Here is a 21,931-nt window from a genome sequence, read left to right as displayed (position 1 = left end):
AATTAAGTCTCGTCACTTTCTGTATCAACCGATTCATCAACTCTCGGGTCAAGAACTTCATGGCCGGCAACCTTTTGAATTTCTTCAAAGAGAATCCCCTCGCGAAGACCAGATTGTGAAAAAATAACTTGATCGGAATCGATATACTGAAAAAGTTTGATTATCGGCAACATACCACCCACGATAATGTCAGCTCGATTTTTGGCCAAGCCAGGAAGATCGCCCCGTTCTTTCAAATTGCTGCCAAGAACTTGTTCGAATATATGATTAGCTTCATCCGACGGCAAATGATAACCATGAATCGGCAAACCAACAACTTCTCGTTGTCGGCGAGAGATTTTCGCTAAAGTTCGATTGGAACCGCCAATCGCAACAATCGGAAAATTTCGAACCTCCAAAAGCCAGGAAACATCGCGAAAAAGTCGCTGCAAAGCAGTCGAGCTTTTGAAAAAAGAAACTGCCGAGATTTTATCTTTTTCCAGATAGGTTTCTGAAATATTTACCGCTCCCACAGGTAAAGAAATTGCATGAATTTCTTTCCTGTCTCTAACCATAACCATTTCCAAAGATGCTCCACCGGTATCAAGAATCAGTGCATTGTCAATTGGCAAGGTCTCAATGATGCCCATATAATCATAATGAGCTTCTTGAATTCCGGAAATCACTTCCAACGGCTGATCCAAGGCAGACTGAAACCTTTCCAAAAATTCTTCTTGATTCGAGGCCTGGCGAACAGCCGCCGTCGCAACCGCCCTAACGTTGATTTGGTCATATTTTGCGATCTCTTTTTTAAATTCCTTAACAGCTTGAATCGTGCGATCAATTGCATCGGATTGCAGGACGCGTTTCCTGCCCATCCCAGCAGATAAACGAACCATTTCCTGAAAACGACCGAGCACCTCGTATTCGCCATTTTTGCGATATTGGCTGATTGTCATTCGAATCGAGTTTGATCCAAGATCAATAATTGCAAATTTTGTCATAAACTCTCCCGCTTTTAGTCTAACATATTCATCGCCAACAAATTTTTCAGCGAACCTGTCTGCAACGAATTCCTGTTCCATAAACAACGCTTGGCTATCAACTCTCCGGCGACGTTTGGAATGCCGAGCATAACTGCCATCTGATTTCATCTTCCACATATTAACTGTATCGGCCCACATCGTTTCAAAGATCTCGGCAAGTTCCGATTCGCATTTCGGATCAACAATCGGCACTAAAAGTTCAACACGACGGTAAAGATTTCTTGGCATTAAATCTGCACTGGAAATATAAGTCAAGGGGTTACCATTATTAGCAAACCTATAAATTCGAGAATGTTCAAGAAAACGTCCAACAATCGAATGAACCTTGATTTTATTCGTAACCGACTTTATTTCCGGTTTGAGTGTTTCGATACCCCTAATCAACAAATGAATCGGAACGCCAGTCTGGCTAGCGTAAATAAGATGTTCAATGATATTGGTGTCATTTAAAGAATTAGCCTTAATCCAAATTCCTGAAATTTGACCCTTTAGTTCCGCCTCACTTTCGGCATCAATCAATTTCTCAAGATGATCAGCGATCCCATTCGGAGATATATGAGCAATTTTCAAATTTTTCGGTGCAAAATAGCCGGTTAAGTAATTAAAAACCTGAGCAAGATCATCAGCCAAAAGATCATTGGATGTAAACAAAGAAATATCTGTATAAAGACGAGCGGTTACTTCATTATAGTTGCCGGTTCCAACATGCATATAGCGCTTGATTCCGGAACTCTCTTTTCTGATTATTAAAGTCATTTTGGCATGAACCTTTAGATTAGGAAGACCATAAATCACGTGAACTCCCTGTTTTTCTAATTCCTCAGCCCAGTGAACATTGTTCTCTTCGTCAAAACGTGCTTTGACTTCCACCAGAGTCGTAACCTGTTTACCTGCTTCAGCGGCTCTTCCTAGCGCAGCTACAATCGGAGAATGATCAGAAACTCGATAAAGAGTCATTTTGATTGCCATCGTTTGGTCATCATCGGCAGCTTGATTTATTAAATTTACAACTGGTCCATAATCATCGTAAGGATGCTGCAAAAGAACATCATGGTCGGCAATCGTTTTAAAAATTCCTTTGCCCATTAACGACAACTCAGTTCTCGGTTGGAAGGGTTGATAAATTAATTCAGGAATTTGAACTTGTTTGATCAAAGTATCAAGAAAAGCCAGATCAACCGGACCAGAAACACGATAAATTCTCCGTTTGTTAAGGGGGAGAGCTTTTTGAAGATGCTTCTCAAGTTTCTTGGACATTTTTTTCTCTGCTACCAAACGGATTACCTGACCACGTTCACGTTTTTTTAATTGGGTCTGGACTTCTTTTAAAAGATTAGGAGAATCTTCTTCGGCAATGCTTAATTCCATATCACGAAGTAAATGAAAAGCAGTTACTTCTTGAATTTTATAGCCTTGAAATAAAAGATTGATATATTCTCGAATTACATCTTCGATCAAAACATAAGTCTGTCCAACTCCGATCGGAAGTTTAATTACCCGCTGCAGATTCTTTGGAACCTGAATAAAAGCATAATTCTCCGTTTTGCTTTTTTTCTTTTTAGTCGGATTGGCAACAATCCGAATGCCAAGATTTAAACTGTCGTTAGACAAAAAAGGAAAAGGGCGTGTACCATCATCAGCCATCGGGGTTAAAATCGGCAAAATCTCCTGCTGAAAATATTTTTCCAGCCAATCATATTGCGATTCTTCAAGTTCGTCGATCCCAAGAATGTTAATGTGCTTTTTGGCCAGCATTGGAACCAGTGATCGTGCATATAGAGAATGTTGTTTTTTCAACTGGGCACCTGCAGCAAGCGAAATTACGTCCAGTTCCTCCGTTGGCGAAAGGCCAGTCGGATCTTTCGACTTTAAACGCAGTTGAACCATCTGATGAATCGAGGCCAGACGAACCATAAACCATTCATCAAGATTTTTTTGGGTAATAGAGAGAAAACGGGCTCGTTCTAATAAGGGATGCCTTTGATCGTTTGCCTGCGCTAAGACTCGATCGTTAAACTTCAACCAGGAAAGCTCACGGTTAACTAGATATTTTGAATTTTTATTTTCTGTCAGCATGTGTTCTTTCAATTAATTATTTAAAAAATTTCCTGTCGATCAAATCACCAAAGCTTTACGCGATCTTCAGGAGCACGATACATTCCATCACCTTTCTTAATGGCGAAAGCATCAAAGAATTCCTGAAAATTTTTAACAGGCTCGTTGGCCCGCAGCTTATTTGGAGCATGTTCATCTATGCTGGCCAAAAGCTTTACGTATTCATCGTTAGCCTTCATTCGCCAAATAGCCGCCCAAGTCGAAAAGAAAAGTCTAGCCGAAAAATGATCGCCGTTTTCAGCGGCCTGCAAAGCCGCACTCATGCCACCAAGATCGGCAATGTTTTCGGTTAAAGTTAATTTTGGATTGACAGGGACCCCGTCGATTTTCAAATTCGTCCATGCCTGAACGATCGCCTTGGCTCGATTTTCAAATTCTTTTAGATCGTCTTTGGTCCACCAATTATTCAGCGAACCTTTTTCATCAAAACGGGCCCCATTAGTATCGAACGCATGGGAAACCTCGTGAGCGATAACAGCCCCAATACCACCATAATTAGCCGCAGGATCACGTTTAAACTCATAAAAAGGCAATTGAAGGATCCCAGCCGGGAAATTAATCGAATTACTTTGAGGATCGTAATAAGCATTAACCGTATCGGCTGTCATATCCCATTCGCTTGTGTCGACCTTTGTGTTCCAACGGCTAAGACGAAAACGCGCTTCCTGTCTCGACAAAGAAATGTAATTATCCATAAGAGTGGCAGTATGGTCAACCTTTCTTTCTAGAAAACGTGTTGGGACTTTATCAGGATAGCCAATCTTGATTGCTATGTGGTCAAGCTTATTAATTGCTTTTTTGATCGTTTTCGGGCCCAACCAGTCGTTATGCGTCAGACGATCGCGATAAACAGCAATCATTTTGTGAATCATTGATTCAACGTTGCTTTTTGCTTCGGGAGAAAAATGCTTGATTCTAAAGTATTCTCCAAGTAAAAAACCAAATTGGCTGTGAGCAAGCGCATAAGCCTCTCGTTCCGGTGAAGGTGCTTGAGCCGCACCAGTTAAAGTTCTTGAAAAGCTACCGGCAAATTTAAATAGATCATAGGAAGCAAAACTCGCAAAATAATTGGTATTTTTGGCAATCAACCAGTTCTTAAAAATCGGCCAGTGATCCTCGGAATAGACTTCTTTAGCGGCCTTCCAAAAGCGTTCGGAAGACAAAATAACTTTGTCGACTTTTTTACCGACCAATTTTTCAATATAAGCATTTAGATCAATCGTATCCAAATAAGCAGAAAAATCCTCAATTGATTTTGGATGATAATTCTTGTAGTACTCGGTCTGTTCTTCACGACTTAAAACCAACTTCGGTAACAAGGCATCAAATTTTTTAGCATCTTCGACGATTGTCTCGGATTGTTTACTCGAATATCCACTAGCAATCAGCAAGTGGCTTGTCATTTTAGACCAGGCCGTCAATAATGGTCCTTTTTGCGGATTATCATCGGCATAATAAGTAGAATCCGGCAAAATAGTACCGGGTTCGTCAACCCAAAAAATATAACGATCAGCCTGTTTAAAATCGGGAGTCACACCAACATTAAAACTGCTGGCATAACCGTTCAAATCTAAATCGGCAAGAGCCAAAGAAAAGTCCCGGAAACTATTTAAAGCAAGAATCGGTTTTAAAGCTTTTCTAATCGGTTCGGCACCCTCCTCATTTCGCTTGTCCCAATCTCCTGCAAGCTTGTAAAGATCAATGAAATTTTTTAAATAAGTTGGCGATTGTTCTGCGCCGCTGGCAAAAGCTTTTGTATCAGCGCGCATATCGTCTTCAATTGATAAATATAAATCAGTAAACGAACTTGCAGAAGGCATGTCAGGACGAATCTTTGCTGTTTTCAGCCATTCTTCATTAATCGCTGAAAACAAATCATCTTGTACTCTAACCATTTTTCCCCTAAATTGTTTCAATTCTAACATAGATATTAAATAAAAAAGACCTATAAAATAGGTCTCAAGCTGCCATCCTGTGGTCAAACCAACGTGCAATCAGAGAAAGACCGTAATTCAGAATGAAGTACATAATCGCTAATGCAATAAAAACCGGAATTGTATAATTCGAATTTTGTGCATAAATAATCTGTCCACGAAATGTCATTTCAGCCAAAACAATTCCAACTGCCAAACTCGTATCCTTAACCAAAGATATCAATTGAGAGATAATTGGTGGAATCATTTTTTTAATTGCCTGAGGAAGAATAATGTTTAACAGCGCCTGCTGATTTGTCATTCCAACCGACCCGGCTCCTTCGGTCTGGCCAATCGGAATCGCTAGCAATCCCCCACGAATAATCTCAGCCAACATAGTCGATTCAAAAACGGTCATCGCGATCACAGTTGCCCAGAAAACCGGTAAATATATACCAATTACCGGCAAAACGAAATAAACGAAAAAGATAATCAATAAAAGTGGTAAATTGCGGATAACGTCATTAATTATCGAAACATATCTTGATAAGAAAGGTATTTTCTCATAAATAATTATTCCTATGAAAGAACCAAAAATCAAACTGCCAATAACGGAAATTATCGAGACCCCAACTGTAATTCCAAGCCCGCCAAGAAGATAGTGGACATTATTTTTTGTAAAAGCGTCAAATATTCCAGCTGCAATAATATTCATAACTCCCCCTTTAAGCCATTCCCTTTAGTTTTGTCTCCAGAAACTTCATGTAGTAATTCAAGGGCAAAGTAATAATCAAATAAAAAATTCCTACAATAATATAAGAATTAAAACTATCAAAAGTCGTTGCAGCAACATTGTTCGCTGTGTACATCAGGTCGCCACCTGCCACAAAGGCCAAGATAGAAGAATTCTTAACGAGATTAATAAATTGATTACCCAATGAAGGGATAGCAATCTTAAAAGCCTGAGGGAGAATAATAATTCTTAAAGTCTGCCAAGAAGACAATCCATTGGCACGTGCTCCTTCGGTTTGACCAATTCCAACAGAATTAATCCCGGCACGAACGGTTTCGGCAATAAAAGCCGAAGTATAAAGCGTTAAACCAATCGTTCCAGCCGTGAAACCACCTATCTTAACAATTTTTGTGACCACTAGATAAAAGAACATAACAATGATTAAAAGCGGAATATTTCGGAAAACCTCTATATAAGCCCTAGCAATAACATTCGCCGTCTTGCTTGGAACAATCTGCAAAATCGCAAATAAGGTTCCCAACACAGTCGAAGCAATCAAAGCAATAATACTTGAAAGCAGAGTATAACCGAAAGCTACTAGAAAAGAATGAAAATTAGAAGTTAGTAAACTGATCATTTTTCAAGCGACCTCCAATCCAGTCCGGGAACACCCCGGAACCACTTTTTAATTAATTTATTATAGGTTCCATTTGCAATAATTGCTTTTAAAGCTTTATTGGTCTGTTTAACCATCTCCGGCTGATTATTATCAAAAGCGACTCCATATGGCTCCGATGTAAAAGTGCCGCCAACGACTGTATAACCAGGATTTTCCGTTGCAAGACCATAAAGTATTCCGTTATCAGTCGTAAGCGCCTGACCTTGACCAGCTTTCAAAGCAGCCATAGCCTGTCCATAATCCCCTAAAGCAAGAACTTTCGCTTTCGGAGCAAACTTTTTAACATTAATAACAGAATTAGAACCAGCGACACCAATAATGGTTGATTTGAAATTATTCAAATCTTTAATCGACTTTATTCCAGAACCTTTTTTAACAAGTATCGATTGCCCGGCTTTGAAGTAGGAATTAGAAAAATCAATTACTTTTTCTCTTTCCGGAGTAATTGTCGCCGTTGCAATAAAACCATCAATGTTCGCATTTTTTAAAAGCTGAATACGGGTATTTGAAGTAACAATCGTAAAATCAGCCTGCATCGGCACACCGGATTGCTTTGAAAGCTGAACCGTCAAGGCTTTGGCAATGTCAACATCAAATCCCTCCGGTTGGCCGGTTTTAGTATCCATTAAACCGAATAATTTTGTGTCAGCCTTTACTCCCCAGCGAATTTTGCCAAGTCGTTTAACACGTTCCCAAGTATCGACATGTTTAGAATTGTTTTCAGCAAGGGCGGATGCCGAAACCACGCCAAAAATAATTAACAAGGTCAAAATTATGGATGAAATTATCCCAATCTTTCTCTTTTTTGCCTTCTCCATAATTCCTCTCTTCTTTAATGATTTTGAACTTGATCAACAAATTGTTGCGCGCGGACACTTTTCGGTTTTTTAAAGAAATCACTCGTCTTTGAATCTTCGAGTACTTCTCCGTCAGCCATAAAAATAACTCGATTAGCAACGTTTTGGGCAAAATTCATCTCATGAGTAACTATCAAACTGGTCATATCGGAATCTTTTGCAATATTTTGAATAATTCTTAACACGTCGCCGATCATTTCCGGATCCAAGGCAGAAGTCGGCTCATCAAAAAGAAGTGCCGACGGCTTCATTGCCAGGCTGCGGGCAATCGCAACACGTTGTTTTTGTCCACCAGACAACATACTTGGCATTGAACCAGCTTTGTCTTTTAAACCAACGCGATCCAATAACTCCAAGGCATATTTTTCATTTTCTTCTTCCGGAATATGACTAACAATTCTCGGAGCAAGCATAACGTTTTCAATCACCGATTTGTTATTGTACAAATTAAAATGTTGGAAAACCATGCCAACACGTTTACGAATCTTGTTAATATCGGTTTTTGGATCATGAAGATCATATCCGTTAACAATCAAATGTCCTTCCTGAATTGGTTCCAATCCGTTTATCGCGCGAATTAAAGTTGATTTTCCCGAACCTGAAGGTCCGATTAAAACGACCGTCTCTCCCCGTTTGATCGTTAAATTAATATTTTTCAACGCATGGAAATGACCATAGTATTTTTCTACGTCCACAAATTGAATCATATTATCCTGATTATTTTCTACCATTGAAATCCTTTCAAAATTGTTTCTAATTACAAATAATTATACCGGCTTTCGATATTAATATTAAACAGAGACTAAAAAAGAAGTAAAGAAATCTTTTATTTCCCGGCATTTTCCATACTTTGCATCTTATAAAGGTCGTAATAATAACCCTTTTTGGCAAGTAATTGGCGATGAGTACCGCGTTCAACAACCGAACCTTTATCCAAAACAAGGATCAAATCGGCATCTTTAATCGTTGAGAGTCGATGGGCAATTGCAATAGTCGTTCGATTTGTCCGCATATTTTTTAAAGCCTTTTGAATTGCTGCTTCAGTCTGAGTATCAATATTGGCTGTTGCTTCATCAAGAATCAGAATTTTCGGATCACGAACAATTGTCCTAGCAAAAGAAATTAATTGTTTTTGACCGGCCGAGAGGGACGATCCGCCTTCCAAAACAGGTGTTTGATAGCCCTTTGGCAGAGATTCGATAAAATTGTCGGCATCGACAAATTTCGCAGCTGCTTTAATTTGCTGTTCGGTAATCGAGTCATCATACATCCTGATGTTGGAATTTATATCACCGAAAAACATAAAGCTGTCCTGCAGAACCAACCCTATTTTCTTGCGAAAATCATTTAATTCGATATCGCGAATATCATGACCGTCAATCAAAATCCGGCCCTTTTGAAACTCGTAAAAACGCATCAAAGCATTAATCGTCGAAGATTTTCCAGAACCAGTATGGCCAACCAGCGCAACGGTCTGACCGGGTTCGGCTGTAAAAGTCAAATCATGAAGAATCGTTGTTTTACCATCATAAGAGAAATCAACGTGCTGGAATTCGATTTTTCCTTTAGAAACCTCTTCAGCAGCTCCTTTATTTTGTGCCGGTTCGTAAGTCGTATCATCGAGAATCTTGCCGGCTCGATATCCAGCAACCATCCCATCTTGAAAAGTCGACAAATTTTGTTGAACATTGTTCAGAGGATTAAAAATGTTGGCAATCCAATTGGTAAAAGCATAAATTGTCCCGCCAGCTACTGCCGACGAAAAAGATTGATTACCCAAGTACCAAAGAATAAAGACAATCGACAAACCCAGGAGCAGTTGATTCATTGGGCCAAGCAAACGTGAATCCATCTTTACCATTTTAAATCGGGCATCAAAATATTCTTGATTTATAGATTCAAACTCGCCCATCATCCGTTGTTCCTGGCGAAAATTCTGAATTGTCTCGATTCCGTTGATCGATTCGGCTAACTTGGCATTTAAGGTTGATAATTTTGCACGCATATTTCGGTAGACACTGGAAGAGTATTTTTGATAAATCCAAATGGTAAATAAAGTAATCGGGATAATCAGAAGTAAACCAATCGATAATCCGGCATCGGAAAAATACATGAAGATATAAATACTGATGATCGAAATCACTGCATATAAAAGATTCAAAAAAAGCGTCCAAAAATCAAAAAAAGATTCTGTATCATTCATAACACGAGTGACCAAGGCACCGCCGGGAACCTGATCAAAATAACGCATGCCCAAGGAATGGAGTTTTAAATAAAGTTTTTTTCGAACATTATTCGAGGCTGTTTCAGAAGCCTGTGTATACCAAAAGTTTTGAAAATACAATAATATTGCCGAAAAAATTCGAATCGAACCAAAAATTAATGCAAAAGCGACAACTGTCTTTAATGGCGTACTAGGATCGTTAAGTTGCTTATTCATGAAATTTTCCAGAATATAGGGCAGGTAACCGTCGAAAACGATCGTAATAATTACAAAGAAAATCGAGCCACTAAAAAGCAGGTAAGAAGGCCGTGCCATTTTAATTAAACGCCAGACAACGGCAAGCTGGTCTCGAACTTTAATTGAATGAGCCCAAACACTGTTATTTTCAGTTGTTTCGGAAGTTTTTTTCTCTGCCATTAGTCACCTCCTGTCAATTTAGCTTCATAGTGAGAGGCCATTTCCTGCTGATGGAACGTCTTAGCATAGTAGCCATTCTGGGCTAAAAGATGGTGATGAGTTCCACGTTCGATAATTTTTCCGTGCTGAAAGACAAGAATTTCATCGGCATTGATAATTGAGGAAATTCTCGATGCCGAGATAATCGTCGTTTGGTCCCTGCTCTGATGCTGCAAGGCATTTAAAATATCTTTTTCTGTCCGTGCATCGACGGCAGAGAGCGCATCATCGAGAATTAAGATTGCCGGACTAACAATTAAAGCACGGGCGATCGCAACACGCTGCTGTTGGCCGCCGGAAAGACTAATACCGTTTTCACCTACTTCGGTATTGTACTGCTTTGGCATTTGCATGATATCATCGTGCAAGGCAGCCAATTTAGCAACTTTTTCAACTTCGTTCTGAGGCAGATCGGGGTCGGAAAAAGCGATATTTTTAGCAATGTTGGTTGAAAAAAGAAAATTATTTTGACTAACATAACCGATTTTTTTTAGATAAGAAGATAATCTGTAATCGCGAATATCATGACCGGAAAAATCTATTTCGCCATCATAAGAATCAAATTCACGCAAAAGAAGTCGCAAAATGGTCGTTTTGCCGGAGCCGACCGGTCCAACGAGCCCTAAGGTTTTTCCTTTGGGAACCTTGATATCAATATTTTTTAAAACAGCTTTTGGATCATCGGGGTAATTAAAGGACTTGATGCGGATATTCAATTCGCCCGCTTTAACAACGCTAACACCTCTTGGATCATCGTGAATCAGACTTTTTTCATTCATTAAATCCATTACACGATCATATGAGGCATTCCCACGTTCCAAAACATTAAAAAGTTGTCCCAGAGCAAACATCGGCCAAACCAGCTGACTCAAATAAGCCGTAAAACTGACCAATTGACCAATTGTGATCGTTTTGTGAAGGACAAATTCGCTACCAAGAATAATCATTGAAACGTAAGAAAAAGTCATAATAATAGTCGCTAAAGGATCAAACATCGAATCAACGCGAGCAACTCGCGCATTAATCCTGATTTGGCGATCTGTTTGTTCGTTAAAAGCCTGAATATCTTCTTTGGATTGACCAAGGGTTTTAATAACTTTCATACCGAGAAATGATTCCTGGGCATGGTCTGACATTTTGGAAAAACCTTCTTGGTACTGGGTAAAGGCTCTTCTTAATCGAGGCATAATCCACGAAACGCCAACTGCCAAAAAAGGAAGAGGCACAATCGCGATTAAAGTTAAACGCCAGTCAACAAAAATTATCATCGAAGCAACCACCAGCAGGATACTTACAGAAGAATCGAAAGCCATCAAAATCCCGCCGGAAGCGACTCTTTGAATTGCAGATAAATCATTTGACGCGTGACTCATTAAATCACCGGTACGATACTTTTGATAAAAAGGTGCGTCCATCTCCATATAGTGGTCGTAAAGACGCTTTCGCAAAGTTCTTTCTAATAGAGCTGCCCCTTTGATAATGTGGGTATTCCAACCATAACGAAATAAATAAGATAATAAATAAATTAAAGCCAGAATCGACAAAAAGACCAGCAAATAAATCCAGGTTAGTTTGCGATCGACCACTTCGTTAGTAAAAAGACCAATAATATATGGTGGAACCACATGTGAAAGGTCCGTTAGAAATAGCAATAACAATCCAATTGCATACATCCTCAAATTTTCTTTGAAGAACCATTTTAATTTTATAAAAATCCCCATAAAAATTCTTTCTCCAAAATAAAAAAAGCTGAGTAAACAACTTTTTAAATCAAATTAATTCCATCCTACTCTAAGATCCGGTCATTTACAAAGTCTCATACAGATAATCGGGATGGCGGGATTCGAACCCACGACCCCCACGTCCCGAACGTGGTGCTCTACCAAGCTGAGCTACATCCCGTAATTGTGATTACTCACAATAAACATTCTATCAGTCTCTGAGGTGATAGTAGTAAGAAGAAATCGTAATATCGTCACGAGAAACAAAAGCATTCCTTAATCTGAAAGCCGTCTGGTTGTGCATCGCGTTCTGCCACCAATGTTTTGGAACAAATTGCGGTACCATGACGGTCAATGACCAATTCCGTTTGGTTGCTTGTTTACTCATCGAATCAATAAATTCGCGAGCCGGTACAATCACGGAACGATAGCTCGAATGAATATCTACATAACGAATACCGGGAAAATATTTTTCAAACTCTTTAGCTGTTTTTCTTTCTCTTTTAATATCTGTATCAAAGGAAACATGCATTCCAATAACTTCATCGCCGATGGATCTTGCATAATCCATTGCTGAAATTGTAACACGAGTGACATTACCCATAAAAACAATCACCATCGCGCCATCGTAATCGTGACGGTGAACGCGCGCTTTGGCTGGTGTCAGTTTCAACTGTTTTGCAATACTGACATAATGAGAATGAACTCCATGGAAGAGACGCAAAAGCAAAGGCATAATAATCAAATAAGGCCAGACACCGGAAAAATGTAAAGTAAACATCGACACAACCAGGACCAGTGAGATCAATGCGCCGATAAAATTAATCAACGTTTTGAAAATCCAAAAACTGCCGCGCTCCCGCCACCAGTGAATTATCATTCCCGACTGGCTCAGAGTGAAAGGAACGAAAACTCCGACAGTATATAGAGGAATCAATGCTTCAACCTTACCGTCGAAAACCAATAAAAGAGCAATCGCACCAATTGAAAGACTGACAATTCCGTTTGAATAGCCAAGGCGATCGCCTTTATCCTTAAATAAATGCGGCATAAATTTATCATTAGCCATGTTGTATGCCAACATTGGAAAAGCAGAAAAACCTGTATTGGCAGCAACAGTCAAAATCAAAGCCGTTGCCAATTGAAAAACATAAAAAGCAATTCCGGTGCCGCCAAAAATAGCATCGGCAATTTGTGCCATAACAGTTGTCTGCCCGTTTGGAACAATACCAAGATAATAGCTGAAAAATGTGATCGAACCAAAGAAGAAACCAAGAATAAACACCAGAATCAAAAGTGTTTTAGAAGCATTTCGTTCTTTTGGTTTATTGAAATTAGGTACAGAATTCGAAATCGCTTCAACACCCGTCAAAGACGAAGAACCTGAAGAGAAAGCCTTCATAAACAAGAGAAAACCAATGGTCATCGTTGGCGATATTTTTTCAGCCAGTGTCGGCGCGTGATAAGCAATCTGCCCTAAGCCCATACGAACAAAACCGATAAGCAGCATAACAATCATCGCTGCTACGAAGAAATATACTGGAACCATCAAAAAATTGGCGGATTCTCGTAAGCCACGAAGGTTCATCAACATCAATAAAATAACAATTGCAATCGAAATAAGCAAAGAAAAATTATGAATTTCAGGAATTGCCGAACTAATTGCATCAGTTGCAGAAGCCGCCGAAACAGCGACGGTCAGCATATAATCAACCAGTAGAGAGCCGCCGGCAACCAATCCTATCCAATGGCCCCAATTTTGGGAGGCAACTGCATAAGCGCCACCTCCGGATGGGTAAGCACGAATAATCATCACATAAGATAATGCAATTGCAGCAAGCAAAATCAAAACCAGGCCGGCAATCGGCAACTGCAACCAAAGAGCAGCAGCACCGCCAGCCAATAAGGCCGTAGTGATCATTTCCGTTCCGTAAGCGACCGAAGATAGGGCATCCGAAGACAATAAAGCCAGCGCCTTGAAAATATTTAAACTTTGGGATCCGGTGTCATTCGTTTTTAGCGGCTTGCCAATCAGAACCCTTTTAACGTACTTCCACATAACTACATAATTATAGTAGCTAAATCATTTTTTTTCAAAAGAAATTGCAAATAAAATTTCTCACGAATAGTTATTGAGCGCCTTCCTTACCGACAATGATTTTTGTGATTTTAATTGCTTTCTTTGGTTCCGATTTCTCGGAAGTTACCGAATTGGTCTTAACGGCTGCAGAGGCAATCTTATCAACAACATCCATCCCGGAAATAACTTGTCCAAAGACAGTATAATTACCGTCCAGACTTGGCGTACCACCTTTTTTATATGCGTCGTAAATCTTGGTTGGATAAGAACTCTTATCGGTGATTTGCGATTGAACATTAGTACTACTTTGTTCGATAAAGAATTGAGAACCATTGGTATTGCTACCAGCATTAGCCATTCCAATTGCTCCTCGAATAAAGTAGAGGTTTGGGCTGATTTCATTTTTGAATCCCGATCCGGAATCGATTTTCTTATTCTTATGCGTGCCGGAAGCCCAAATAGATTTCCCGCCAAGACCAGTGTTATCCGGATCACCGGACTGAATCATGAAATCTTTAACAACTCGGAAGAAATCCAGATTATTGTAATAGCCCTCTTTAGCGTGGGTCAAAAAGTTTTCTGCTGCCAAAGGAGCATATTTGTTGAAAATTTTAGCAACAATTGTACCATCGGTCGTTTCGATTGTAACTTTCGTTTCTTCCGACCCGATAGTTGTCGAAAGTTGCGGTAGATCCAATTTATTTAACTCGCTCGTTGTATATTTTGCATTCAGAGTACTTGAAGAACTACTTGTCGAAGCCTGGCTGCTCGAACTAGAAGCAGCTTCGCTAGCTTGTTCCTGCTTAACCATAATAATGATTTCAAAAACAAAAAAAACCACCACTAATAAGCTTCCAATCCCAATTAAAATTTTATTTCTTTTAGTCATAACCCTTTTATCATACAGATAATAAAAAAAACTTTCATTAAACAAGAATAAAAAAATCAGTCAAGATTTAGACTGATTTTCAAAGCTTTGACAACATCATTTAAATTTTTTTCCTCAAGCGTATCAACGAAATCGTGTAATCGGCGTTTATCGATTGTTCTGATCTGTTCGAGCATAATAATTGATGGTTTTTTTAATTTCGTTGCACTTGCCGGAAGCCAAACGTGGGTGGGCAATTTTGTCTTGCCTAGTTTTGAAGTCATGGCCGCGATTATAACCGTTGGGGAATTAATATTGCCGGTATCATTTTGCAAAATCAAAACCGGCCGAACGCCTCCCTGTTCGGAACCAATAATTGGAGATAGATCAGCATAATAAATATCCCCGCGTTCAGGCACCTTTTTCCTAACCATAATTTGCACCGATTACTTCGGCTAAGTCGCCAGTATAAATCCTTTTGATCCGAGGTGCCAGAGTCGTCTGAATTTCATCAACGATTGTATGCGAATAATTAGCAACTTCCTCGACAGTGATTTGTTCGCCACCATCTTTCCCGATTAAAGTAACCCGCGTACCAATTGGATATTTACGATCCAATTTAACCATTGTCTGGTCCATTGTAATGCGGCCGATAATCGGCATTCTCTTTCCATTAATAATTACAGAACTCTTTTGCATTCGTCTCAACCAACCATCATTGTATCCGAAAGGTAATGTAGCAACGTAACCATCTTCAGGCATTCTTTCGCTGGCGCCATAACTCAAAGATTGATCTTTTTTAACAAAACGAACATCGGCGATCTCCGAACAAACAGAAAAAATTCTTTCCAAATGCAAATTCGGTGGCATTTTAAGTTCACCGTTACTTACATTAACACCAGAAATCAATTGGCCAGGACGAATTGCTGCAAAAGATATTCTTGGGTCGTCGTGATGCCAGATACAAGTGGCCGAATTGGCCATACTAAATAATGAAGGGTCGAATCCTTGATTAATGGTTAATTCCTGCCAACGCCGGAGCTGTTCTTCAAAATAAGCTTTGCTCTTTTCACCAGCTTCATCCGCTGTAGCAAAATGAGTATAAACAGAAAATAAATCCAGTTGAGGATTTTTATCGATAATTTTTTTGGCAGCTGAAATTTCGTCAGCTTTATCAAAACCAATTCGTGTCATTCCAGTATCGATCGCAAGACTGACTTTTAAGGTCCCCTCAAAATCAGGCAAGTTCTGCAGCCAAGCAAGACTTGGAATAGTAATGACAATATCATGGTCAATAAAAAGTTTTAAATCAGAATAATCCCAAGCTCCAAGTACCCAAATCGGCAAAGTCAAATCAGCCTGACGAAGTTCAAGTGCCTCATCCAAATTAGAAACAATCAGAGCATCTGCAGAAGCTGTTTCCTGAAAAGCTTTTGCTAACGGAATGGCTCCCAAACCATAACCATCCGCCTTTAAGACTGCATATACCTTTTTTGCTTTTGTCCACTCTCTAATCTCTTGTAAATTATGTGCGGCTGCGTCTAAATCGACGCTGACCCAAGTTGGTCTATGAATCGCTGTTACCATCTTCAACCTCAATTAATACTTCAGTAGCTACCAAATCTAATTTTATCTTATGTGAGATGGAAATTTGATAACTTTTTGCATTTAAAAAAAGAGACCTACCAGAAACTGAAAGTCTTGGTGCTCCATTTTCATCATCCAGGATTTCAATATCCGTGAAATTAACTTTGCTGCCAATTCCAAAACCAGTTGCTTTTGCGTAAGCTTCTTTAGAAGAAAAACGACCGGCCAAATAGGCATAGTATCCATTACCTTTACGACCAGCCAATTGCTTTTGTTCGGACTTCGTTAAAACCTTATCCAAGAATTGTTTATGCTTCTCGGCAGCAGCCTGAACATCACTAATTGATTCTATATCAATCCCAATTCGATAACTCATGACTTTTTGACAATTTTAAACTCACGTTTTTTCGGAGCCGCTTTCGCAACCCCTTTTGGACGTGCCTGAATTCGTTGATTGCGACGATCGGCCGGCTTATGGCCACGATCAATTACAAATTCTTTTTTAAATCCGCCACGACGACCACCGCGGTTGCCATTGCTATGACCATTGCGACCACGATTGCCATTAGAGCGTCCACTACGGAAGTTATGACCGTGGTCAGATGAACTATGACGACGCGGAAGAGGCTTTTCCTGTGCGATATCGACAGGACGAGTTCTTTCATCATCTTTGGACAGAGCGTGCAACAATGCAGCTGCGATTAACTTAGCATCGTATTGATTGGCAATTTCTGTTGCTTCGTCTTCGACGTTATCAATAGTTGTTTTACCCAAAACAGCATAAGTCTCTGCTTTGGCGTTCTTCAGACGGGCAATATGCGCTTCTTCAGCCGAAGGCGGCTTTAAAGCGGCCATACGCTTATTGATCAATTTTTCAATTGCCCGCAGATAATCAATTTCACCACGAACAACAAAAGTTACAGAAACACCATGGTGTCCGGCACGACCGGTACGACCGATCCGGTGAACGTAAGACTCGGGATCTTGGGGAACATCGTAATTATAAACATGCGTAACTCCGGAAATATCCAAGCCACGAGCCGCAACATCGGTTGCAACCAAGAACTGCAATTCTCCTTTTTTAAAGGAACGTAAAGTCCGCATACGGGCTGCTTGATCCAAATCGCCATGAATTCCGGCAGCTTTATAGCCACGGAGCTGCAAAGCTTTGGTCAATTCGTCAACCCGACGCTTTGTCCGACCAAAGACAATTGCCAGTTCAGGTTGTTCGACATCGAATAAGCGTGTCATCGCATCGAACTTTTCATATTCGCGAGTATTAACCAGATATTGGTCAACCAAATCGATAGTCAGACCCTTAGAAGCAATGTGGACTTCTTCGGGATCTTCCATAAATTTAACGCCTATTTTCTTAATGTCGTCAGGCATCGTTGCAGAAAAAAGTAAAGTTTGACGATCATCCGGCGTGTAATGAACAATCGTTTCGATATCTTCCAAGAAACCCATGTTTAGCATCTCGTCGGCTTCATCGATTACCAAAGTCTTAACTCCGCGAAAATCAATCGTATGACGATTCAAATGATCAATCAATCGTCCGGGAGTACCGACAAGGATTTGTGGATGTTCTTTTAAAGCATGGATCTGTCGGCGAATATCATACCCACCGAAAACAACTTGAGTTTTCACGTGTTTGTCGGAACCAAGCTTGTTGAGTTCTTCTTCGGTCTGCATAGCCAACTCGCGTGTTGGGCTGATAACCAAGGCTTGGATTTGTGGGTTCTTTGGATCCACTTCTTCTAAAATCGGCAAACCAAAAGCTGCCGTCTTACCTGTACCGGTCTGTGCTTGGCCAATGACATCAACTCCCTGTATAATCAACGGAATTGTTTTTTCCTGAATCGGGGTTGCTTCATCGTAACCATGCTTTTTGACCGCAGACAAAAGTTCTGGACTAAGTCCAAATTCTTCAAATTTCAATATTTTAATCTCCTAAATTTTGTAAAACGTATAAATGTGCCACTTGCAAAATCCGTTGCTCAAACGTAGCTAATCATTCTTCCTAAGTGTACGGGATTGTTAAACCTTTTGCAACTCAAATCAACGCTCGTTCTACTTTTTCTAAATGAATCCCGTGACTAGCTTTTAATAATACTACATCATTTTTAGACAAACTGCTTTGCAAATCACGGCTCAGGTCGGTTAAAAAAGCCTTATCATACCAGCGGGCCTGCATTTTCACAGCCAAACTTTTCATGATCGGACCAACAAGATAAACCTCATCAAAAGCCGCCCTTTCGATTGGAGCTTTTAAAGCAAGGTGCAAAGAAACTTCCTGGTCGCCAAGTTCAAGCATATCTCCCAAAACAAGAATCTTTTTTCCCTGGGTTGGGAAATCTTTTAAAATTTCAATCGCTTTAATAGCAGCGGTCGGGTTCGAATTATAGACATCGGAAATAATCGTTTCTCCTTTAGAACCAGTCAGCAGCTGCAAACGGTTTTTTGTGATTTGCAAATTATCAAAACCTTCCTGAATCGTTTTGCTGCTTAAATTAAATTCTTTAGCAACTGCCACGGCAGCAGCACAGTTGTCAGCATTAAACTTTCCTAAAAGATTTACCGAATAAGTCTCTTGGTTGACTTTAAAAGACAAGCGTTTTTTGTCTTCTATTTGGCTGACCCAAAAATTATTGGATTCTTTTTCGCCAAAAGTAACTTTTTCCCCGGAAAATAGATCGGCGCGTTCTTTTAAAAGAATCTCATCGCCATCGTAAATGAAAGTTCCGTCTTTTTTTAAACCTTTAATTATCTCCATTTTGGCGTCGGCTATTTTGTCTCTTGTTTTAAAAAACTCGATGTGAGCCTCTCCGATCATCGTGATCAGAGCGATGTTAGGTTCAAGCATTTTTGACAAAGCCGTTAATTGTCCCAGATGGTCCATCCCCATTTCAATAACCGCGATTTCGGTATCTGCCGGCATATTCAAAATTGTTGTCGGGACACCGATTTCGTTGTTATTGCTGGCTACAGTTCGGTGAACCTTGTATTTCCTTGATAAAACAGATGCAATCAGATCCTTGGTTGTCGTCTTGCCGTTGCTGCCGGTCACAGCAATTCGCTTGGGATTAATTTTATTCAAGTAATTTTTAGCTAATGCCCACAAGGCTAATTGTGTATCGGAAACAAGAATCAAAGGCAGACTCGTTTGGACAATATGATCGGCAAAGCTGGCAACTGCCCCGTTTTTCAAAGCAGAATTAATAAATTTATGACCATCCTTCTCGGCAATCGTATAATCCGAAAAGAGTTTGTGAACCGACGCATTATCATGGTCGGAAATCGGTAAAAACAAAGCGCCCTGTTTAATTTTTCGACTGTCGAAATCAAGACTGTCGACAAAAGTCTCATTAGCTTGCCGGTTGCTGATATTAATAAGTTTTCCATCAACAATTTTACAAATTTCCGCAATTGAATAATGCATTTTAATATTTTTTCCTTCTCTGTCCTAAATAAAATGAACGGTTCGAACCTGGAGATAGCTTGATTAATTTTTCTTTTCATAAAACTAACTAATCGGACTGGCGTATAATGATAGGCGCCAAGTGCAGCTGCAACATCTATTTTAATATACGTTCGTTGAAGCAGCGATCAAGCTTTTTTCTTTTCATTCATTTTAAAATCCGAAAAGACCATTTGGGCTTTAACCCAAGTTAATTTTTAATCAGCCAATACAATATCTGATTTCTTGAACAGTGCTGATCTTCATAAATTTGTCTCCGTTTAATAAATTATTTTAACCGGCAAGCCTCTGAATTATATGGAAGTTAGCAACTACTTTTCAAGTAATCAATTATAGATAATCGAAAAAAACGATTCGTTATCGACTGCTGATATTTTTTATTAAGAGGCAAACATGTTTAAAAAACTAAATGACCTGCCAAATTGGCAAAGAAATATATATATCCTGTGGTTCGGAACTTTCATGATTGGTGTCGGTTCCGGAGAGGTACTGCCCTTTTTAAGCCTTTTTACCGAAACTTTGGGAAACTTTACCAAAGCAGAAGTCAATCTTTACTCCGGAATTGCTTTTTCTTCGACCTTTTTAATGACGGCGATTGTCTCGCCGATTTGGGGAAAACTCGCCGATCGGGTCGGCCGGAAACCAATGTTGATTAGGGCAGCATTGGGAATGGCTGTCGTTTACACTTTGACCGGTTTTTCGACAAGTGTTTGGGTCTTAATCGGGCTAAGATTTTTAATGGGTTTTTTCAATGGTTATGTTTCCAATGCCAACGCTCTAGTCGCCAAAGACACACCAAAAATTTATTCCGGACACGCTTTGGGAATCGTTGTAACCGGTTATACGTCAGGCGCACTGATAGGTCCTTTATTAGGTGGGTTCTTGGCGAATATTTTTGGTTATCGGATGCCCTTTTTTATTACCGGGTCGATTTTCTTCCTGTTGACATTTCTAACTTTAATTGGCGTTCATGAAGATAAATCAACCCTGGTGACTGAAAAACCGACAGGAAAACAACCATCAGCTTTAAAATCGGCAAAATATCCAATGATGGTTTTTGGACTTTTCATTACCTCAATGATTGTTAATCTCGTGACGAATTCAATTAACCCGATCTTGTCACAATATGTCCGGCAATTGCTGGAACCAAATGAAAGCCATCTATCAATGATTGCTGGTTTAATTGCAGCGGCGCCAGGTATGACGGCGATAATTTTCGCACCCCGCTTCGGTCGTCTGGGTGATCGGATCGGATCGGAAAAATTGGTTATCGGCGGTTTTTTAATTGGGATTGTTTCAATGATACCGATGGCTTTCGTCTCAAATGTTTGGGTGCTGTTCGTTTTGCGTCTTTTCATCGGCTTGACAACGGCAGCAATGAATCCGGCCATCCAAGCAATTCTCGCTCACGAAACACCTCAAGAATTTACCAGCCGGATTTTTTCTTATAATCAAAGTTTTTTGGCAATGGGAAACGTCTTTGGTCCTTTATTGGGATCACTGGTAGCGAATATTTTCGACTACCGTGGAGTTTTCATTGTAAGTGGGATTATGATCATGATTAATTTAATTAGTTTCTTTACTTTTTCCAAACCGCTTCGGGTCAGTCGTTCAAATAGTTAACTGCTCAAAATCTGTGATTGTTTTTCAAAGAAGTCACTTTCTTCAAAGTGATGATTGAAGTTCGATTCAAATTGATAATCGGGCTGAAAATGCCTAAAATAAAGGTATGGACATTGCATATAAAACAATCTTAATTGCAACCGATGGCAGTAAAGAAGCAGGTGATGCTTTTAAAAAAGCCGTTACGATGGCTGCTGTTCATGGTAAAGAAACGAAATTGGTTATTGCGCACGTAATCGATACTCCTTCGCTCCAATCAATGGGAACTTTCGATGAGAAGTTCTTGGAGAAACTTACAAACGAGTCCTTGGACAGTTTGGAAAAATTGAAAAAACAGGCAATTGAATCTGGCGTTAAGAATGTTAAAACACATGTTGAGTATGGATCTCCAAGGCAACTGATTGCCTACAAACTTCCGGAGAAATTCAAAGCCGATCTTTTGATTGTCGGCGCTACCGGATTAAATAATATCGAAAAACTTCTAATTGGTTCAGTAACGTCCTTCGTTGTCAGAAATGCCAAGATTGATGTTCTGATCACAAAATAAAAACCTGCAATTTTATTTGCGGGTT

At 39.7% G+C, this 21,931-nt stretch carries 17 protein-coding genes and 1 tRNA gene; 2 read left to right on the top strand and 16 right to left on the bottom strand.

Features of this window, described 5'->3' with window-relative positions; all coding sequences use genetic code 11:
* Nucleotides 1–2 precede the first annotated feature (2 nt).
* The 16 genes from ppk1 to A3G9_RS0100510 all read right to left on the bottom strand — a co-directional run bounded on the left by ppk1 (nt 3) and on the right by A3G9_RS0100510 (nt 19,697).
* Entirely contained in the window at nt 3–3,101 is a 3,099-nt protein-coding gene (ppk1, locus tag A3G9_RS01000000109330) for a polyphosphate kinase 1 (RefSeq protein WP_002821669.1), read from the bottom strand.
* Nucleotides 3,102–3,145: 44 nt separating this feature from the next.
* Nucleotides 3,146–5,035 (bottom strand): M13-type metalloendopeptidase, encoded by a 1,890-nt coding sequence (locus tag A3G9_RS0100580; protein WP_002821668.1) that lies wholly within the window; start codon nt 5,033–5,035, stop codon nt 3,146–3,148.
* Between the two features lie 64 nt (nt 5,036–5,099).
* A complete protein-coding gene (locus A3G9_RS0100575) occupies nt 5,100–5,768 on the bottom strand; it encodes an amino acid ABC transporter permease (protein ID WP_002821667.1) in 669 nt (222 codons plus the stop codon).
* Between the two features lie 10 nt (nt 5,769–5,778).
* Nucleotides 5,779–6,423: an amino acid ABC transporter permease gene (locus A3G9_RS0100570; RefSeq protein ID WP_002819452.1), complete on the bottom strand. Its 645-nt coding sequence runs from the start codon at nt 6,421–6,423 to the stop codon at nt 5,779–5,781.
* Nucleotides 6,420–7,283: a transporter substrate-binding domain-containing protein gene (locus A3G9_RS0100565; RefSeq protein ID WP_002821666.1), complete on the bottom strand. Its 864-nt coding sequence runs from the start codon at nt 7,281–7,283 to the stop codon at nt 6,420–6,422. The genes A3G9_RS0100570 and A3G9_RS0100565 overlap by 4 nt, the downstream gene beginning before the upstream one ends.
* 14 nt (nt 7,284–7,297) lie before the next feature.
* Nucleotides 7,298–8,053: an amino acid ABC transporter ATP-binding protein gene (locus A3G9_RS0100560; RefSeq protein WP_002816537.1), complete on the bottom strand. Its 756-nt coding sequence runs from the start codon at nt 8,051–8,053 to the stop codon at nt 7,298–7,300.
* 95 nt (nt 8,054–8,148) lie between these two features.
* Complete coding sequence (locus A3G9_RS0100555; RefSeq protein ID WP_002821665.1) at nt 8,149–9,963, bottom strand: ABC transporter ATP-binding protein; 1,815 nt, start codon at nt 9,961–9,963, stop codon at nt 8,149–8,151.
* Nucleotides 9,963–11,723, bottom strand: coding sequence for an ABC transporter ATP-binding protein (locus A3G9_RS0100550; RefSeq protein ID WP_002821664.1), 1,761 nt, complete (start codon nt 11,721–11,723; stop codon nt 9,963–9,965). Before A3G9_RS0100550 ends, A3G9_RS0100555 begins: the two co-directional genes overlap by 1 nt.
* Nucleotides 11,724–11,830: 107 nt before the next feature.
* Nucleotides 11,831–11,904, bottom strand: a tRNA-Pro gene (locus A3G9_RS0100545).
* Between the two features lie 30 nt (nt 11,905–11,934).
* Nucleotides 11,935–13,782: an APC family permease gene (locus A3G9_RS0100540; RefSeq protein ID WP_002821663.1), complete on the bottom strand. Its 1,848-nt coding sequence runs from the start codon at nt 13,780–13,782 to the stop codon at nt 11,935–11,937.
* Between the two features lie 70 nt (nt 13,783–13,852).
* Nucleotides 13,853–14,692 (bottom strand): peptidylprolyl isomerase, encoded by an 840-nt coding sequence (locus tag A3G9_RS0100535; RefSeq protein WP_002821662.1) that lies wholly within the window; start codon nt 14,690–14,692, stop codon nt 13,853–13,855.
* A gap of 56 nt (nt 14,693–14,748) precedes the next feature.
* Nucleotides 14,749–15,105, bottom strand: coding sequence for a type II toxin-antitoxin system PemK/MazF family toxin (locus A3G9_RS0100530; RefSeq protein WP_002825582.1), 357 nt, complete (start codon nt 15,103–15,105; stop codon nt 14,749–14,751).
* The gene (gene alr, locus A3G9_RS0100525) at nt 15,098–16,258 is read right to left on the bottom strand and encodes an alanine racemase (protein ID WP_002821661.1); all 1,161 of its coding nucleotides are present in this window, start codon (nt 16,256–16,258) and stop codon (nt 15,098–15,100) included. Before alr ends, A3G9_RS0100530 begins: the two co-directional genes overlap by 8 nt.
* Nucleotides 16,239–16,634, bottom strand: coding sequence for a holo-ACP synthase (gene acpS, locus A3G9_RS0100520; protein ID WP_002819461.1), 396 nt, complete (start codon nt 16,632–16,634; stop codon nt 16,239–16,241). Before acpS ends, alr begins: the two co-directional genes overlap by 20 nt.
* Nucleotides 16,631–18,196: a degradosome RNA helicase CshA gene (gene cshA / locus A3G9_RS0100515; protein WP_002821660.1), complete on the bottom strand. Its 1,566-nt coding sequence runs from the start codon at nt 18,194–18,196 to the stop codon at nt 16,631–16,633. The genes acpS and cshA overlap by 4 nt, the downstream gene beginning before the upstream one ends.
* Before the next feature lie 115 nt (nt 18,197–18,311).
* Entirely contained in the window at nt 18,312–19,697 is a 1,386-nt protein-coding gene (locus A3G9_RS0100510) for a UDP-N-acetylmuramoyl-tripeptide--D-alanyl-D-alanine ligase (RefSeq protein ID WP_002821659.1), read from the bottom strand.
* A gap of 432 nt (nt 19,698–20,129) precedes the next feature.
* Between A3G9_RS0100510 and A3G9_RS0100505 the strand changes: the two genes are divergently transcribed.
* The gene (locus A3G9_RS0100505; RefSeq protein WP_002821658.1) at nt 20,130–21,359 is read left to right on the top strand and encodes an MFS transporter; all 1,230 of its coding nucleotides are present in this window, start codon (nt 20,130–20,132) and stop codon (nt 21,357–21,359) included.
* 106 nt (nt 21,360–21,465) lie between these two features.
* Nucleotides 21,466–21,906: a universal stress protein gene (locus A3G9_RS0100500; protein ID WP_002816475.1), complete on the top strand. Its 441-nt coding sequence runs from the start codon at nt 21,466–21,468 to the stop codon at nt 21,904–21,906.
* The last annotated feature ends 25 nt before the right edge of the window (nt 21,907–21,931 follow it).

The organism is Oenococcus oeni DSM 20252 = AWRIB129, assembly GCF_000372485.1.
GTDB classification, from domain to species: domain Bacteria; phylum Bacillota; class Bacilli; order Lactobacillales; family Lactobacillaceae; genus Oenococcus; species Oenococcus oeni.
Note: the sequence above shows the minus strand (reverse complement) of the source record. Positions and strands in the feature narration are given on the sequence as shown.

Bases quoted from the DNA above. Each gene is read 5' to 3' on its own strand.
- ppk1 (WP_002821669.1), bottom strand. From the start codon at position 3,101: ATGCTGACAGAAAATAAAAATTCAAAATATCTAGTTAACCGTGAGCTT.
- A3G9_RS0100580 (WP_002821668.1), bottom strand. From the start codon at position 5,035: ATGGTTAGAGTACAAGATGATTTGTTTTCAGCGATTAATGAAGAATGG.
- A3G9_RS0100575 (WP_002821667.1), bottom strand. From the start codon at position 5,768: ATGAATATTATTGCAGCTGGAATATTTGACGCTTTTACAAAAAATAAT.
- A3G9_RS0100570 (WP_002819452.1), bottom strand. From the start codon at position 6,423: ATGATCAGTTTACTAACTTCTAATTTTCATTCTTTTCTAGTAGCTTTC.
- A3G9_RS0100565 (WP_002821666.1), bottom strand. From the start codon at position 7,283: ATGGAGAAGGCAAAAAAGAGAAAGATTGGGATAATTTCATCCATAATT.
- A3G9_RS0100560 (WP_002816537.1), bottom strand. From the start codon at position 8,053: ATGGTAGAAAATAATCAGGATAATATGATTCAATTTGTGGACGTAGAA.
- A3G9_RS0100555 (WP_002821665.1), bottom strand. From the start codon at position 9,963: ATGGCAGAGAAAAAAACTTCCGAAACAACTGAAAATAACAGTGTTTGG.
- A3G9_RS0100550 (WP_002821664.1), bottom strand. From the start codon at position 11,723: ATGGGGATTTTTATAAAATTAAAATGGTTCTTCAAAGAAAATTTGAGG.
- A3G9_RS0100540 (WP_002821663.1), bottom strand. From the start codon at position 13,782: ATGTGGAAGTACGTTAAAAGGGTTCTGATTGGCAAGCCGCTAAAAACG.
- A3G9_RS0100535 (WP_002821662.1), bottom strand. From the start codon at position 14,692: ATGACTAAAAGAAATAAAATTTTAATTGGGATTGGAAGCTTATTAGTG.
- A3G9_RS0100530 (WP_002825582.1), bottom strand. From the start codon at position 15,105: ATGGTTAGGAAAAAGGTGCCTGAACGCGGGGATATTTATTATGCTGAT.
- alr (WP_002821661.1), bottom strand. From the start codon at position 16,258: ATGGTAACAGCGATTCATAGACCAACTTGGGTCAGCGTCGATTTAGAC.
- acpS (WP_002819461.1), bottom strand. From the start codon at position 16,634: ATGAGTTATCGAATTGGGATTGATATAGAATCAATTAGTGATGTTCAG.
- A3G9_RS0100510 (WP_002821659.1), bottom strand. From the start codon at position 19,697: ATGCATTATTCAATTGCGGAAATTTGTAAAATTGTTGATGGAAAACTT.
- A3G9_RS0100505 (WP_002821658.1), top strand. From the start codon at position 20,130: ATGTTTAAAAAACTAAATGACCTGCCAAATTGGCAAAGAAATATATAT.
- A3G9_RS0100500 (WP_002816475.1), top strand. From the start codon at position 21,466: ATGGACATTGCATATAAAACAATCTTAATTGCAACCGATGGCAGTAAA.